This window comes from Ruegeria sp. C11, assembly GCF_056537725.1.
This window is the reverse complement of sequence record NZ_JBQFSB010000003.1, coordinates 119,369-134,452: the sequence shown is the minus strand read 5'-3', so window position 1 is coordinate 134,452 and position 15,084 is coordinate 119,369. Positions and strand designations below refer to the sequence as shown.

The window sequence follows — 15,084 nt, the reverse complement described above, 5'->3', positions numbered from 1 at the left end:
AAGGTGGGTCATGGGCGCAAAGTCAACGAAACTTAGCCAACTGGCCCTTACCGCGCGGGGCGGCAAGGACCCGGACATTACCGGACTCGCGGTGGACAGCCGCGACGTCAAGGATGGCTATCTGTTCGCGGCCCTTCCCGGAACGCGCGTTCACGGCGGTGAATTCATCCAATTTGCCCTGCGTATGGGGGCGGCCGCCATCCTGACCGATGCCAAAGGTGCAGAAATCGCGGCCGGCGAACTGGCCGCATCCGATGCTGCGTTGATCGTCGTCGAAGACCCGCGTCAGACGCTCGCCTACACGGCAGCGCTGTGGTTCGGGGCGCAGCCTCAGACCATGGTTGCGGTCACGGGGACCAACGGCAAAACATCCGTGGCAACCTTTGTGCGCCAGATCTGGACCGAACTTGGCCATGCCGCGGTGAACCTCGGCACGACAGGTGTCGAAGGGGCATGGACCGCACCGCTGGCCCATACCACGCCCGAGCCGATCACTTTGCACCGCTGCCTTGCCGAGGCGGCGGCCAATGGCGTGACCCACGCCGCGATGGAGGCATCGTCCCACGGGCTGGAACAGCGTCGCCTTGATGGCGTGCACCTGACAGCGGCCGGTTTTTCCAACTTCACGCAGGATCATCTGGACTATCACGACACGTTCGAGGCTTATTTCATCGCCAAGGCCGGCCTGTTCACGCGGGTCCTGCCGCCGGATGGTACGGCCGTCATCAACATCAGCGATCCCAAAGGCCCCGAGATGCGCGACATCGCCCTGTCACGCGGACAAAAGGTGCTGACGGTAGGGCAGGCGGACACGGATCTCTGCCTGCTAAACCAGCGGTTCGACGCTACCGGGCAGGACCTGCGGTTTTCATGGCGCGGTAAAACACTCCAGACCCGCCTGAACCTGATCGGAGGGTTTCAGGCCGAAAACGTGCTGCTGGCCTGTGGTCTGGCCATAGCCAGCGGGGATGATCCGGAACGTGTATTTGAAACCCTGCCGCACCTGACCACTGTTCGCGGGCGAATGCAGCTGGCCGCGACCCGCGACAACGGGGCGGCAGTTTTTGTCGATTACGCACACACGCCGGATGCCGTTGCGACCGCGCTCAAGGCGATGCGCCCTCATGTGATGGGGCGTCTCATCGCCATCGTGGGCGCAGGCGGAGATCGCGACGCCACCAAACGCCCGCTGATGGGCCAGGCGGCGGCTGAGAATGCGGATATCGTCTTTGTCACCGACGACAACCCGCGTAGCGAAGACCCTGCCACGATCCGCGCTGCCGTGATGCAGGGCGCACCGGAAGCGACCGAGGTGGGCGACCGGGCCGAGGCGATTCTGCGCGGCGTCGATGCCCTGCAGCCGGGCGACGCGCTGCTGATCGCGGGCAAAGGGCACGAATCCGGTCAGATCGTCGGTGATCAGGTTCTGCCGTTCGACGATGCCGAACAGGCCAGCATAGCTGTGGCCGCTTTGGACGGGAGGGTGGCATGACGCTCTGGACCGCAGCCGAGGCCGCTGATGCAACCGGCGGACGTGCCACCGCCGATTGGGTGGTAAACGGCGTCTCCATCGATACCCGCACGATACAGCCGGGTGATCTGTTCGTCGCGCTGAAGGACGTGCGGGACGGCCATGATTTTGTGGCGCAGGCGCTTGAGAAAGGCGCGGGCGCTGCGCTGGTCTCACGCATTCCGGACGGTGTGTCCGAGGATGCGCCGCTGCTGATCGTGGATGACGTTCAGACCGGGCTTGAGGCGCTGGGGCAGGCTGCCCGCGCCCGAAGCGACGCGCGCGTCATCGGCGTGACCGGCAGTGTCGGCAAGACCTCGACCAAAGAAATGCTGTCGACAATCCTGTCCATGCAGGGAAAGACCCATGCCAGTGTTGCCAGCTATAACAACCATTGGGGTGTTCCGCTGACATTGGCACGAATGCCGCGCGACACCGAATACGCGGTGATCGAGATCGGCATGAATCATCCGGGTGAGATTGCGCCTCTGGCCCGACAGGCCCGCCCGCATGTGGCCCTGGTCACGACCGTTGCGGCGGTTCACCTTGAGGCGTTCGAGTCGGTTGCGGGCATCGCCCATGAAAAGGCGGCGATTTTCGAAGGGCTGGAAAGTGGCGGGGCCGCGATTGTGAATGCCGACATCGAGCATGCGAACATCCTGCGTCAGACCGCACACGACCATGGCGCCGGGATCGTCGATTTCGGCCGCGATGCCAAGGACTACAGTCTGACGGATGTGACGCAAGGAGGCGACTCGGTTCAGGCGAGCGCTTCGGTCGGGGACACGCTGATCACCTACGACGTGCAATCCGCGGGCACTCATTTTGCCATGAATGCGCTGGGCGCTTTGGCGGCCTGCGTTGAAATGGGCGTCGATCTGAATGAGGCCGTTGCCGGTCTGCGCCGATGGTCACCGGTCAAAGGACGCGGCGTGCGCGAAACGCTGCCTTTGGCGACAGGCGGGCAGATCGAGTTGCTGGATGACAGCTACAACGCCAACCCCACCTCGATGGAGGCCGCGCTGGACGTTTTGGCCGCCTCGCAAGGCGCGCGCCGGATCGCGTTTCTGGGTGACATGAAAGAGTTGGGCGCGCAGGAAGTCGCAATGCATGCCGGTATGGCGGATGTCGCGGCGATGGCGCAGGTCGATCAGGTCCACTGCATTGGCCCGCTGATGAAGGCGCTGCACGACGTGCTGCCTGCCGAAAAGCGCGGACGGTGGAGCGAGACCAGCACCGAGATGGCGGGGCACTTGCCGGACCTGATCCGCGCGGGTGACACGGTTCTGGCCAAAGGGTCGCTCAGCATGGGCCTGGCGCGGATTGTTGACGGTTTGCGGAAAATGGGGCAAGGGAGCGCGCTTGAACCATGATCGGCGTTTGGGAAAGGTTTTGAGATGCTCTATTGGTTGACCGCCCTGTCGGACGGAGGGGATTTCTGGAACCTCTTCCGCTATATCACGTTCCGTGCAGGGGGCGCCTTTCTGACCGCACTGATCTTTGGCTTTCTCTTTGGCAAGCCGCTGATCAACGTATTGCGCAGAAAACAGGGCAAGGGCCAGCCGATCCGTGACGACGGCCCCGAGGCGCATTTTTCCAAGGCAGGCACACCAACCATGGGCGGGCTGCTGATCGTCGGCGCGCTGGTCACGTCCACCCTGATCTGGGCGCGGTGGGACAACCCATATGTCTGGATGGTGCTATTCGTGACGCTCGCCTATGCGGCTATCGGCTTTGCCGATGATTACGCAAAGGTTTCCAAGCAGAACACCAGTGGTGTCCCGGGCCGATTGCGTCTGGCGCTGGGCGTCATCATTGCCGTGCTGGCCGCATTCTGGGCCACGCTTCACCATCCGGCTGACCTGCAGAACCAACTGGCGCTGCCGGTGTTCAAGGACACGCTGATCAATCTGGGTCTTTTCTATATTCCGTTTGCCATCGTCGTGATCGTCGGTGCCGCGAATGCGGTGAACCTGACAGATGGTCTGGACGGTCTGGCGATCATGCCCGCGATGATTGCGGCCTCGACGCTTGGGATCATTGCCTATGCCGTGGGCCGGGTCGACTTTACCGAATATCTGGATGTGCATTACGTGCCGGGAACGGGTGAGATATTTATCTTCACATCTGCCCTGTTCGGCGCAGGGCTGGGATTTCTTTGGTACAACGCCCCGCCTGCTGCCGTGTTCATGGGCGACACCGGATCGCTGGCGCTGGGCGGAGCGCTGGGGGCCATCGCCGTTGCGACCAAGCACGAGCTGGTGCTGGCTGTTGTCGGCGGATTGTTCGTCGTCGAGGCGCTGAGCGTCATCATTCAGGTTCTCTACTTCAAACGTACAGGCAAACGTGTGTTTCTGATGGCGCCGATCCACCATCATTATGAGAAAAAGGGTTGGGCAGAGCCGACCATCGTGATCCGGTTCTGGATCATTTCCCTGATCCTCGCGATGATCGGTCTGGCGACGCTGAAGGTACGGTGAGGGGATCTCCCTCCAGGTTCTGCGGGCTGGCGCCCGCCTGCCACCTGTTGGGCCCGGCTCACGCTGTCGCGTAAGCCTTTTCACATCTTGCCAAGCGGAATCGCCCCGGTGCAGTGTGGCCGCGGAATTCTCAGAGTTTAAGGATAGGCAATATGATCCCGGTCAAAGGGTTTTCAGGGCAGAAAGTAGCGGTTCTGGGGCTTGGCCGGTCAGGTCTGGCGGCGGCGCGGGCTCTGCGCGCCGGGGGCGCCACGCCAATATGCTGGGATGACAATCCGGCAGCGCGGGATGCGGCTGCCGATGAAGCGTTCGATTGCGTCGATTTACGACGGCAGGGCGCTTTTGAAGATATCGAGACGTTGATCGTGTCGCCGGGCATCCCGCACCTCTATCCCGAACCCAACCCGGTCGTAGCAGCCGCGCAGGATGCCGGGGTGCCGGTGGACAACGACATCGGCCTGTTTTTCCGCTCGTTTGCAGGGCCGGAGTGGGAAAAGTTCGACACGCCGCCGCGGGTGATTGCCGTGACCGGTTCGAACGGCAAATCGACCACCGCCGCCCTGATCCATCACATCCTGACAGAAGCCGGGCGCGAGGCACAGCTGGCCGGAAATATCGGGCGCGGCGTGCTGGATATCGACCCCGGCGACGACGGGTCGGTCGTGGTGCTGGAACTCAGCAGTTATCAGACCGAGCTGGCGCGCGCGCTGACGCCGGATGTGGCCGTGTTCACCAACCTCTCCCCCGATCATCTGGATCGGCATGGCGGTATGGGTGGGTATTTCGCCGCCAAACGCCGGTTGTTTTCCGAAGGCGGGCCGGATCGGGCCGTGATTGGCGTGGATGAGGCCGAAGGCGCCTTTCTGGCGGGGCAGATGTCCGAGGGGCCGTCGGATGACCGGGTCATCCGCATCTCGGTCGAGCGGAAACTGACCGGCCCCGGCTGGCAGGTTTTTGCGCGAAAGGGGTTTCTGTCGGAATACCGCAAGGGTCGTCAGACCGGATCGATCGACCTGCGCGGCATCAAAGGGTTGCCGGGCGCCCATAATCACCAGAATGCCTGCGCCGCCTATGCGGCCTGCCGCTCGCTGGGGCTGGCGCCGCGGGTGATCGAGGCCGCGTTGCATAGCTATCCGGGCCTGCCTCATCGCAGCCAGATCATTGCCGAGGCTGAGGGCGTGACTTACGTGAACGACTCCAAGGCGACCAACGTGGACAGCGCGGTAAAGGCGCTGAGCGCCTTCAGGAAGATACGCTGGATCTGCGGCGGTCTTGAGAAAGAGGGTGGGCTGTCGGCCCTGAACGGCGCAAGCAGCGAAGTGCTGAAAGCCTATGTGATCGGGCGAGAGGCGGCAGGGTTCGCCATGCAGCTGGAGGCTGAGGCCGAAGTCTGCACCACCATGGCCGGGGCAGTGGAACGCGCGATGGCGGATGCTCAGGAAGGCGAAACTGTGCTGCTGGCGCCCGCCGCCGCAAGTTTTGATCAATACGACAATTTCGAACAGCGGGGCGAGGATTTTGTAGCCGAGGTTCGCAAGCGGCTGGCGGGCTAAGACGCGTCTGATTGCTCTGAAACGCCACCAGGGACGCCGCCCCGTCTTGACCTTCGGTCAATTCACCCCCGCCGTATTTTGTTGCGAGAAGAAGAGGGATCAGCGCCCCGAGGCTATGGCCGTTCCGGCGGCATGGCCTGACGACCAGGCCCATTGGAAGTTGTAGCCGCCCAGCCAGCCGGTGACATCCACCGCTTCTCCGATAGCATAGAGGCCCGGTACGTTCTTTGCCGCCATGGTCTTTGACGACAGGTCATCCGTATCGATTCCGCCCAGTGTGACCTCGGCGGTGCGGTAGCCCTCGGTTCCGGATGGGGTCAGGGACCACGCGCTCAGCGCCTCCGCAAGCTCGGTCAGGCTGGTATCTGACTGGTCCGCCAGATTGCCATTCATCGGGATTTCCCCCTGAAGGTAATCCACCAGCCGGGCAGGCAGGTGACGCGCAAGTTCCGTCGTCAGCGCCTTGCGCCCCGAAACCTGCCGTTGCTCGCGCAGCAGGTCCAGCAGCGGCAGGTCGGGGATCAGGTTGACGGTAATGGCCTCGCCTTCACGCCAGTATGATGACAGTTGCAAAACTGAGGGGCCGCTGAGGCCGCGATGGGTGAACAGCAGCGCCTCGTCAAAACCGGTGCGGGCGTTTGAAAGGCGCGCGGGCAGCGCGACGCCGGACAGGTCTTTGAACCGGCCATCCGGGAATGTGAAGGGAACAAGGGCGGCGCGGGTGTCGGTCATTCGTAACCCGAACTGGCGGGCAATGTCATAGGCCAGTCCGGTCGCGCCCATCTTGGGGATCGATTTGCCACCTGTGGCCAGCACAAGATTGGTACATGTCAGGTTGTGCCGCTTGCCGTCGCGCTCCAGTTCCAGCGCAAAGCCGGTTTCCATCTTGCGCAGGTCGCAGACCGTGCTGCGCACCCAAAGCTCGGCCCCCGCGCGCTCCATCTCGGCCATCAGCATGGCGATGATCTGTTTTGATGAGCCATCGCAGAACAGTTGCCCCAGTGTCTTTTCGTGCCAGGTGATGCCGTGGCGGTTCACAAGATCGATGAAATCCCACTGGGTATAGCGCGCCAGCGCCGATTTGCAGAAATGCGGGTTCTGCGACAGAAAGTTTTCCGGGCCTGCATACATGTTGGTAAAGTTGCAGCGCCCTCCGCCCGAAATACGGATTTTCTCTCCCGCGGCTTTCGCGTGATCGATCACCAGAACCCGCCCGCCGCAATGGGCGGCGCACATCATGCCGGCGGCGCCGGCGCCAAGGATGATCGTGTCGTATCTCATGCGCTGCGCATGGCGCGGATTGCAAGTAAAGGCAAGAGGGCGCCGTTTGGAGCAGCCGGGACGATAGTCACCCTAGGATGCGGCTTCTTTCCAACCGGTGGCGCAGGGCACGGCCACCGCAAAGCGCCATTCCTCTTCGGATTGGCGAATGATGTAGTGGCCATCAATGACTTCCAAAATCGAACCGTCTTTTTTGAATCTGCTGACGTCCCGCGCGTCCAGTATTGCAAGTCCGTCGCCGCACGGGTGCGCCTCGATTGCACCGATTGTCGTATGGCTGAAACCTGCGGCTTCCAGACCGTCGAAAATTTTCCCAATCAGTTCCACCAGTGCCTGCCGGTTTGGCAGACTTACCGGGCCGGTTGGAAGAACGAACATTGACGGCTCGTCGAAACAGGCCGCGACGCCCTCAAAGTCGCGATTGTTCCAGCACTCCAAATATCGCGCAAAAAGGGCTTGGGCTTCGTTGGAAATGTCTTTCATTGGAGTCTCCACCAATAAATCGATTGGATGACAATGAAGCGTATTGTGGGGGCAGCTTTCCGGCAACCCACGCCTGCAACTGAAATGATTGCGGGAGTCTAAGAAATCCGAAACGCATAGTGAGTTTGTTGGGTCTATACGCAGTGACTTTGCCGCATCAGCGTCATCCCTCTAGCCCAAACGCAAAAACCCCTGTAGACTCTCACACACAGACCCCGAAAACGGGGCGTTAACGAGGCAGATAGTGGCGGTAATCTCATGACTGAGATGGTGTATGGCGCGGTCCCGGACCGGCGTGGTGAACCGATCCTTCCGAAATGGTGGCGGACGATCGACAAATGGACGATGTCCTGTGTTCTGATCCTGTTTGTCATCGGATTGTTGCTTGGGCTGGCCTCGTCCCCGCCGCTGGCCGGACGAAACGGGTTCGATCCTTTCCATTATGTCGAGAGGCAGGCGTTTTTCGGCGGAATGGCGCTGGTTGCGATGTTGCTGACCTCGATGATGTCGCCCACGCTGGTGCGGCGTCTGGCGGTGCTGGGGTTTGTGGCAGCCTTTGTGGCGCTGGCCTTTCTGCCGGTTTTTGGCACTGATTTCGGCAAGGGCGCGGTGCGCTGGTATTCGCTGGGCTTTGCGTCGCTTCAGCCATCTGAATTTCTGAAACCCGGATTTGTCGTCGTTGCTGCGTGGCTGTTCGCCGCTTCGCAGGAAATCAATGGCCCGCCGGGGCGTCTGTGGTCTTTTGCGCTGTGCATGGCTATCGTTGGTATGCTGGTGATGCAGCCGGACTTTGGGCAGGCCTGCCTGATCCTGTTCGGCTGGGGCGTGATGTACTTCGTGGCAGGTGCGCCGATGCTGCTGCTGCTTGGCATGGCCGGAGCCGTGGTTCTGGGTGGGATGTTTGCTTATTCCAACTCGGAACACTTCGCACGCCGCATCGACGGCTTTCTCAATCAGGAGGTCGATCCGACTACCCAGCTGGGCTATGCCACCAATGCCATCCGCGAAGGCGGGCTGTTCGGTGTCGGCGTCGGCGAGGGGCAGGTAAAATGGTCGCTGCCCGATGCCCATACCGATTTCATCATCGCAGTCGCGGCCGAGGAATACGGCTTGATCCTGGTGCTGATCATCATCGCGCTCTACTCGATCATCGTCGTGCGGTCGCTGCTGCGCCTGATGCGCGAGCGTGATATGTTCATCCGTCTGGCAGGCACGGGTCTGGCCTGCATGTTCGGGGTTCAGGCGATGATCAACATGGGTGTCGCCGTGCGCCTGTTGCCCGCCAAGGGCATGACGCTGCCTTTTGTCAGCTATGGCGGTTCTTCGCTGATCGCGGGGGGGATTGCGGTTGGCATGCTTTTGGCCTTTACCCGCACCCGCCCACAGGGCGAACTTGGTGATATTCTGCGCGGAAGAGGATAATGGGCAAACCCTATCTGTTGATTGCGGCTGGCGGCACCGGGGGTCATATGTTCCCCGCCCAGGCTTTGGCCGAATCCATGCTGAAAAAAGGCTGGCGCGTGCGCCTGTCCACCGACGCGCGTGGTGCGCGTTACACCAGCGGCTTTCCCCACACGACCGAGATCGTAGAAGCCTCCTCCGCAACCTTCGCACGTGGGGGGCTGGCCGCCAAGGCAATGGCCGGGCCCAAGATTGCAGGCGGTGTGACCGGCATGGTCTTTCAGATGATGCGGGACAAACCGGATGTCGTGGTCGGTTTCGGCGGCTACCCGTCGATCCCCGCACTCAGCGCAGCAACCATGCTGGGCATCCCGCGTATGATTCACGAACAGAACGGTGTTCTGGGCCGGGTGAACCAGCTGTTTGCAACCCGCGTTGCCTATGTGGCCTGCGGTGTCTGGCCCACCGATCTGCCGGAAGGCGCCCATGGGGTGCACGTCGGCAACCCGGTGCGCGCGGCCGTGCTTGAACGCGCGGCGGCGGGATATATCCCACCCGGAGAGTATCCGATGTCAGTTCTGGTGATGGGCGGCTCTCAGGGTGCGCGCATCCTCAGTGACGTGGTTCCGGCGGCAATCGCCGGTTTGTCCGAAGATCTGCGCAGCCGTATCCGCGTGGCGCATCAGGCCCGAGACGAGGATGGCGAGCGCGTCACCGCCTTTTATTCCGAACACGGCATTCGCGCCGACGTTCAGCCCTTTTTCGACGACGTGCCCCGCCGCATGTCCGACGCGCAGCTAGTCATTTCGCGCTCCGGGGCTTCCAGCGTTGCCGATATTTCGGTCATCGGCCGCCCTTCGATACTGGTCCCCTTCGCCGCCGCGGCGGGGGATCATCAAACCGCCAATGCGCGCGGACTTGTACAGGCGGGCGGCGCGATCATGATTCCCGAAAACGTCCTTGACGTTTCTTCGCTGACGCAGCAAATCACCACGGTTCTGACCAACCCCGAAGCCGCACAGAAAATGGCCCATGCCGCCCTTTCGACTGGTGCCCCCGACGCGACCGAGCGTCTGACGGCCCTTGTCGAACAACTGGCGCAGAAGGAGACCGCATGACACCCGCAACCAAACTGCCGCAGGACGTTGGGCCGATTCACTTTGTTGGAATCGGCGGGATCGGGATGTCGGGCATCGCCGAGGTGCTTCTGAACCTCGGGTACCGGGTGCAGGGATCGGACCTCAAGGCGTCCAAGATCACAGATCGACTGGCGGGGCTGGGTGCTGAAATCTTTGTCGGCCAGCGCGCCGAAAACCTGCAAAACGCCGCCGTTGTCGTCACCTCGACCGCGATCAAGCCGGGCAATCCCGAACTGGACGAGGCGCGCGCGCAAGGGCTGCCGGTGGTTCGCCGCGCAGACATGTTGGCGGAACTGATGCGCCTGAAGTCAAACATCGCCATCGCCGGAACTCACGGCAAGACTACCACCACCACGATGATGGCCGAGCTGATGGTGGCGGGCGATTTCGATCCGACCGTGATCAATGGTGGCATTATCCACGCCTATGGCAGTAACGCCCGCATGGGGCAGGGTGAATGGATGGTGGTCGAGGCGGATGAGAGTGACGGCTCGTTCAACCGACTGCCCGCCACCATCGCCATCGTCACCAATATCGACCCAGAGCATATGGAGCACTGGGGCGATTTCGACAAATTGCGCGCGGGCTTCAACGAGTTTGTCTCGAATATCCCGTTCTACGGACTCGCGGTCTGTTGCACCGATCACGCCGAAGTGCAGGCGCTGGTGGGTCGCATCACTGACCGCCGCGTGCGCACCTATGGTTTCAACGCGCAGGCCGATGTGCGTGCCGTAAACCTGACCTACAAGGCGGGCGTGGCTCATTTCGACGTTCACCTGCAATACGAAGACAAGGTGATCGAAGGCTGTACGCTGCCCATGCCCGGCGATCACAACGTCTCGAACGCGCTGTCTGCCGTGGCTGTTGCCCGCCATCTGGGCATGAAGGCAAGCGAGATACGCGAGGCGCTGGCCAATTTCGGCGGCGTCAACCGCCGCTTTACCAAAGTGGGCGAGATCGATGGCGTCACCATCATCGACGACTATGGCCACCACCCGGTGGAAATCGCCGCCGTGCTGAAAGCCGCCCGTCAGGCGACCGAAGGCCGCGTCATCGCAGTGCATCAGCCACACCGCTACACCCGCCTGTCGCATCTGTTCGATGATTTCTGCACCTGTTTCAACGACGCTGACGTGATCGCCATCGCTGACGTATTTTCCGCAGGCGAAGACCCGATCGAAGGCGCAGGGCGCGACGATCTGGTCGCGGGGCTGATCCGCCACGGCCACCGCCACGCCCGCGCGATCCTCAACGAAGACGATCTCGAACGGCTCGTCCGCGAACAGGCGCGCCCCGGCGACATGGTCGTCTGTCTGGGGGCAGGCACGATCAGCGCCTGGGCCAACGGGTTGCCTGAGAGATTGCAGAGAAAACAAGCCGTTTGACGTCGGACCTCATTTGGCGCACAACCTGCAAGTGTGGTAGTATGCCAGAGGCTTCCGTGCGTCCTCGGAGGGGTGAATGGGCTATTCGATGATCTTTGCCGCGATCTGGGTGATCTGCGCGACGATTGTGGCGCTGCTGCCGATGCGGCTGCAATTCCCTCCGGGCATTCTGCTGCTGATCTGCGCGCCGGCGCTGATTGTCTGGCTGGGCTATGACTACGGCTGGTTCATCTCTGCGCTGGCTTTTGCAGCATTCGTATCTATGTTCCGCAATCCCATCCGCTATTACTGGCGCAAATGGACCGGGCAGGAGGTCGCGGAATGAACTGGTCCATCGCCCTTGCCTGCCTCTGGGGGCTGGCTGCAAATGTGCTGGCCATGATCCCCAGCAAGGATCACCACTGGACCCGCGCCTATATCCTGATCGCCATCGGAATCCCTCTGCTGGGCTATGTCACCTATGAAAACGGCCCATGGATCGGCCTGATCGTGCTGATTGCAGGGATGTCGGTGCTGCGTTGGCCTGTTATTTACCTGACCCGTTGGACAAAGTCGAAATTGCAGGGCAAGAAGGCAACCGGAAAATAATCGACCAGATCAGGAGGTCCGCCATGGGGAACATCGCAACGTTCGCCTACCTGCCGCTTACAGCATTTGTTTTAGGGGCCATCGCCGGTTTTGCAGCAGGACGCTGGATCGGCCTGCGTGGGCTTTTGTGGCTGATTGGCCTGACATCCTGTGTGGCGCTGGCGCTGATCGTCATGCTGGCCACGGTCGGGACCGGTGAAGAAGAACGCGCGTTTGCCCCCTTTGTCTGGCTGACCGGCGGCGTTCTGCCCTTCCTGTTCGCGGTCATCATGGGCGGCGTCGGCGGGCGCAGTGTGGCGGCCCGCGCCGACTTATGATCCAAATACCGTCCATACGGGGGCGTTTGTCCCCCGACCGCCCTTTATCCGACCTCACCTGGCTGCGTGTGGGTGGTCCTGCCGACTACCTGTTTCAACCCGCCGACCGCGAGGACCTGCAGGAGTTTCTGCGCAACCTCCCCTCGGACGTGGCGGTTTTTCCCATGGGGGTCGGTTCGAACCTCATCGTCCGCGATGGCGGACTGCGAGCCGTGGTGATCCGGCTGGGGCGCGGGTTCAACGGCATCTCGGTCGAAGGCAATACCGTCACCGCAGGTGCAGCAGCGCTTGATGCGCATGTGGCGCGCAAGGCGGCCGATGCGGGCGTGGACCTGACATTCCTGCGCACCATTCCCGGCTCCATCGGCGGTGCGGTGCGGATGAATGCGGGCTGCTACGGCAGCTACACGGCGGATGTGTTCCAGTCCGCCACCATCGTCACCCGTGACGGAGAGGTGGTCGAACTGACCGCCGAGGACCTGAACTTCCGCTATCGCCAGTCCGACCTGTCTCAGGGCGCGGTGCTTGTCGAGGCCAGGCTGAAGGGCCCGTCCGGCGATCCCGCCGAGCTTCACGCACGCATGGACGCCCAGCTAAAGAAGCGCGATGAAACCCAGCCCACCAAGGACCGCAGTGCCGGGTCCACCTTTCGCAATCCGGCCGGGTTTTCCTCGACGGGGCGGGACGATGACGTGCACGATCTCAAGGCGTGGAAAGTGATTGATGACGCCGGAATGCGCGGCGCGATGCGGGGTGGTGCACAGATGAGTCAGAAGCATTCGAACTTTCTCGTCAACACTGGCGACGCCACTGCCGCCGACCTCGAAGGGCTGGGCGAAGAGGTGCGAAAAAAGGTTTACGAAACAAGCGGTATCACGCTAGAGTGGGAAATCATGCGGGTCGGTGATCCGCTGAAGGAATAAAGCCCCAACCGTCAGACCAAAAACAGGCAAATTCAGGCGGCGGATCAAAGGCATAAACGCAGTACGGACCACCACATAAGGTCCGGGGACATTGAGGCGCACGAACGTGGGTAGGTCGAGCAGGACAAGCCCCAAAGTGGCGGTATTGATGGGCGGACCCTCGGCAGAGCGCGAGGTGTCTCTCAGCAGCGGGCGCGAATGCGCAACCGCCCTCAGGGGAGAAGGTATCGAAGTGGTCGAGCTGGACGCTGGTCCCGACCTGCACGCGCGCCTTCTGGAAATCAAACCGGACGTGGTTTTCAACGCCCTGCATGGCCGCTGGGGCGAAGATGGCTGCGTTCAGGGTCTGCTTGAATGGATGGGCATTCCCTATACGCATTCCGGCGTGCTGGCCTCGGCGCTGGCCATGGACAAGCAGCGCAGCAAAGAAGCGTTTCGTGTTGCGGGCCTGCCTATCGCCGATAGCGTGATCGTCCCCAAGGCGGATGTCATGGCCGACCACGTGATGGCGGCCCCTTATGTGGTCAAACCCAATAACGAAGGCTCCAGCGTCGGCATCTATCTGGTGCACGAAGGCGCAAATGGCCCGCCGAAGCTGGCTGATGACATGCCGGATCAGGTGATGGTCGAACAATATGTGGCAGGGCGGGAACTGACCGTGACCGTGATGGGCGACCGCGCCCTGACCGTGACCGAGATCATGACCGACGGCTGGTACGACTACGACGCCAAATACAAGCCCGGCGGCTCGTGGCATGTGCTGCCCGCCGAAATCCCGTCCGAGATCTTTGATCTGTGCATGGACTATGCCTTGCGCGCCCACAATGTTCTGGGCTGCCGGGGCGTCAGTCGCACCGATTTCCGCTGGGATGACAGCAAGGGCGCTGCCGGTCTGTTTCTGCTGGAAACCAACACCCAGCCCGGCATGACACCGACGTCACTCGTGCCCGAACAGGGCGAGCATGTGGGGATCACGTTCGGCCAGCTTTGCGCCTGGATGGTGGAGGACGCCTCATGCGACCGCTGACCGCTACCCGCGCACCGGTGATTCACCGGTCCAAGGCCCTGTCCGGACCGGACGCGGCCTTTGAAACCGGCGCTGCCGACGAAAATTCCGATCCCAAGCTGCAGCTGAAGGGTGGCAAGCGGTTTGGCCGCGCGGCGCGCAAGGCCGACCCGGCGCCATCCCGCCTCAGCTACAGATACCAGCGCTGGATGCTGACCCCCGGCATCCGTATGGGTCTGCGCATCGGTATTCCGATTTGTATTTCGCTGGCCATTGGCGGGCTCTACTTCTCCTCCCAGGAACGGCGGGACGCGGTCAGCACCTTTGTGGCCGACATTCGCACCTCGTTTCAGGAACGGCCCGAATTCATGGTCAACCTGATGGCCATCGACGGGGCCGGGACCGGCCTGTCCGAGGATATCCGTGAAGTGGTGCCGTTGGACTTTCCGATCAGTTCCTTCGATCTGGATGTCGAGCAAATCCGCGATGTCATCACCGGCCTCGATCCAGTCAAATCTGCAACCGTCCGCATCCGCCCGGGCGGCATCCTGCAGGTCAATGTGGTCGAACGTCAGCCGGTTATAGTCTGGCGTAACCGCGACGGGATCGAACTGCTGGACGAAACCGGCGCGCATGTGGATGAGGTGGCGTCCCGCGCCAACCACGCCAACCTGCCCCTGATTGCGGGTAAGGGTGCCGACGATCATGTGCCCGAGGCGCTGGAGCTTCTGAAAACCGCGCGCAGTCTTGGCGGGCGGGTCCGTGGCCTCGTGCGTATTGGCGAGCGGCGCTGGGATCTGGTTCTGGATCGCGGCCAGCGCATCATGCTGCCCACCGAACGCCCGGTGCGCGCACTGGAACGTGTGCTGGCGGTCAGCGAGGTGCAGGATCTTCTGGAACGCGACGTGGCCGTGGTGGATATGCGGCTCGGATCGCGTCCAACAATAAGAATGAGCAAAGCCGCCAGCGAAGACTGGTGGAATACAAAAGTGACAGTGGGTAACGGGCAGTAATACGA

General features: G+C 62.0%; 15 protein-coding genes. 13 read left to right on the top strand and 2 right to left on the bottom strand.

What is annotated here, in order from left to right:
• Positions 1-10 precede the first annotated feature (10 nt).
• From ACR0NA_RS06610 to murD, 4 genes are all read left to right on the top strand, one after another.
• A complete protein-coding gene (locus tag ACR0NA_RS06610) occupies positions 11-1,492 on the top strand; it encodes a UDP-N-acetylmuramoyl-L-alanyl-D-glutamate--2,6-diaminopimelate ligase (RefSeq protein WP_480727229.1) in 1,482 nt (493 codons plus the stop codon).
• Positions 1,489-2,883 (top strand): UDP-N-acetylmuramoyl-tripeptide--D-alanyl-D-alanine ligase, encoded by a 1,395-nt coding sequence (locus tag ACR0NA_RS06605; protein WP_480727227.1) that lies wholly within the window; start codon positions 1,489-1,491, stop codon positions 2,881-2,883. The genes ACR0NA_RS06610 and ACR0NA_RS06605 overlap by 4 nt, the downstream gene beginning before the upstream one ends.
• A 24-nt stretch (positions 2,884-2,907) precedes the next feature.
• Entirely contained in the window at positions 2,908-3,990 is a 1,083-nt protein-coding gene (mraY, locus tag ACR0NA_RS06600; RefSeq protein WP_170650768.1) for a phospho-N-acetylmuramoyl-pentapeptide-transferase, read from the top strand.
• A 152-nt stretch (positions 3,991-4,142) separates the two neighbouring features.
• Positions 4,143-5,543: a UDP-N-acetylmuramoyl-L-alanine--D-glutamate ligase gene (murD, locus tag ACR0NA_RS06595; RefSeq protein ID WP_480727222.1), complete on the top strand. Its 1,401-nt coding sequence runs from the start codon at positions 4,143-4,145 to the stop codon at positions 5,541-5,543.
• A gap of 99 nt (positions 5,544-5,642) precedes the next feature.
• On the opposite strand, the gene ACR0NA_RS06590 is transcribed toward murD, so the two are convergent.
• Both ACR0NA_RS06590 and ACR0NA_RS06585 read right to left on the bottom strand, forming a co-directional pair.
• Positions 5,643-6,824, bottom strand: a complete 1,182-nt coding sequence (locus ACR0NA_RS06590; protein ID WP_480727220.1) for a BaiN/RdsA family NAD(P)/FAD-dependent oxidoreductase — start codon at positions 6,822-6,824, stop codon at positions 5,643-5,645.
• A 72-nt stretch (positions 6,825-6,896) separates the two neighbouring features.
• Entirely contained in the window at positions 6,897-7,307 is a 411-nt protein-coding gene (locus tag ACR0NA_RS06585) for a nuclear transport factor 2 family protein (protein WP_480727217.1), read from the bottom strand.
• A gap of 258 nt (positions 7,308-7,565) precedes the next feature.
• On the opposite strand from ACR0NA_RS06585, the gene ftsW reads away from it, so the two are divergent.
• The 9 genes from ftsW (at position 7,566) to ACR0NA_RS06540 (ending at position 15,079) form a co-directional block, all read left to right on the top strand.
• A complete protein-coding gene (gene ftsW, locus ACR0NA_RS06580) occupies positions 7,566-8,729 on the top strand; it encodes a putative lipid II flippase FtsW (RefSeq protein ID WP_480727214.1) in 1,164 nt (387 codons plus the stop codon).
• Positions 8,729-9,826 (top strand): UDP-N-acetylglucosamine--N-acetylmuramyl-(pentapeptide) pyrophosphoryl-undecaprenol N-acetylglucosamine transferase, encoded by a 1,098-nt coding sequence (locus ACR0NA_RS06575; protein WP_480727212.1) that lies wholly within the window; start codon positions 8,729-8,731, stop codon positions 9,824-9,826. Before ftsW ends, ACR0NA_RS06575 begins: the two co-directional genes overlap by 1 nt.
• Positions 9,823-11,232, top strand: coding sequence for a UDP-N-acetylmuramate--L-alanine ligase (gene murC, locus ACR0NA_RS06570; protein ID WP_480727210.1), 1,410 nt, complete (start codon positions 9,823-9,825; stop codon positions 11,230-11,232). The genes ACR0NA_RS06575 and murC overlap by 4 nt, the downstream gene beginning before the upstream one ends.
• Positions 11,233-11,308: 76 nt before the next feature.
• Complete coding sequence (locus ACR0NA_RS06565; protein WP_480727208.1) at positions 11,309-11,557, top strand: DUF2484 family protein; 249 nt, start codon at positions 11,309-11,311, stop codon at positions 11,555-11,557.
• A complete protein-coding gene (locus ACR0NA_RS06560; protein ID WP_170650760.1) occupies positions 11,554-11,820 on the top strand; it encodes a DUF2484 family protein in 267 nt (88 codons plus the stop codon). The genes ACR0NA_RS06565 and ACR0NA_RS06560 overlap by 4 nt, the downstream gene beginning before the upstream one ends.
• Before the next feature lie 23 nt (positions 11,821-11,843).
• A complete protein-coding gene (locus tag ACR0NA_RS06555) occupies positions 11,844-12,137 on the top strand; it encodes a hypothetical protein (protein WP_480727206.1) in 294 nt (97 codons plus the stop codon).
• On the top strand, positions 12,134-13,060 hold the full coding sequence (gene murB, locus ACR0NA_RS06550; protein ID WP_480727203.1) for a UDP-N-acetylmuramate dehydrogenase: 927 nt from the start codon (positions 12,134-12,136) through the stop codon (positions 13,058-13,060). Before ACR0NA_RS06555 ends, murB begins: the two co-directional genes overlap by 4 nt.
• Before the next feature lie 106 nt (positions 13,061-13,166).
• Positions 13,167-14,087: a D-alanine--D-alanine ligase gene (locus ACR0NA_RS06545; protein WP_480727200.1), complete on the top strand. Its 921-nt coding sequence runs from the start codon at positions 13,167-13,169 to the stop codon at positions 14,085-14,087.
• Positions 14,075-15,079, top strand: a complete 1,005-nt coding sequence (locus ACR0NA_RS06540) for a cell division protein FtsQ/DivIB (RefSeq protein ID WP_480727198.1) — start codon at positions 14,075-14,077, stop codon at positions 15,077-15,079. The genes ACR0NA_RS06545 and ACR0NA_RS06540 overlap by 13 nt, the downstream gene beginning before the upstream one ends.
• Positions 15,080-15,084 lie beyond the last annotated feature (5 nt).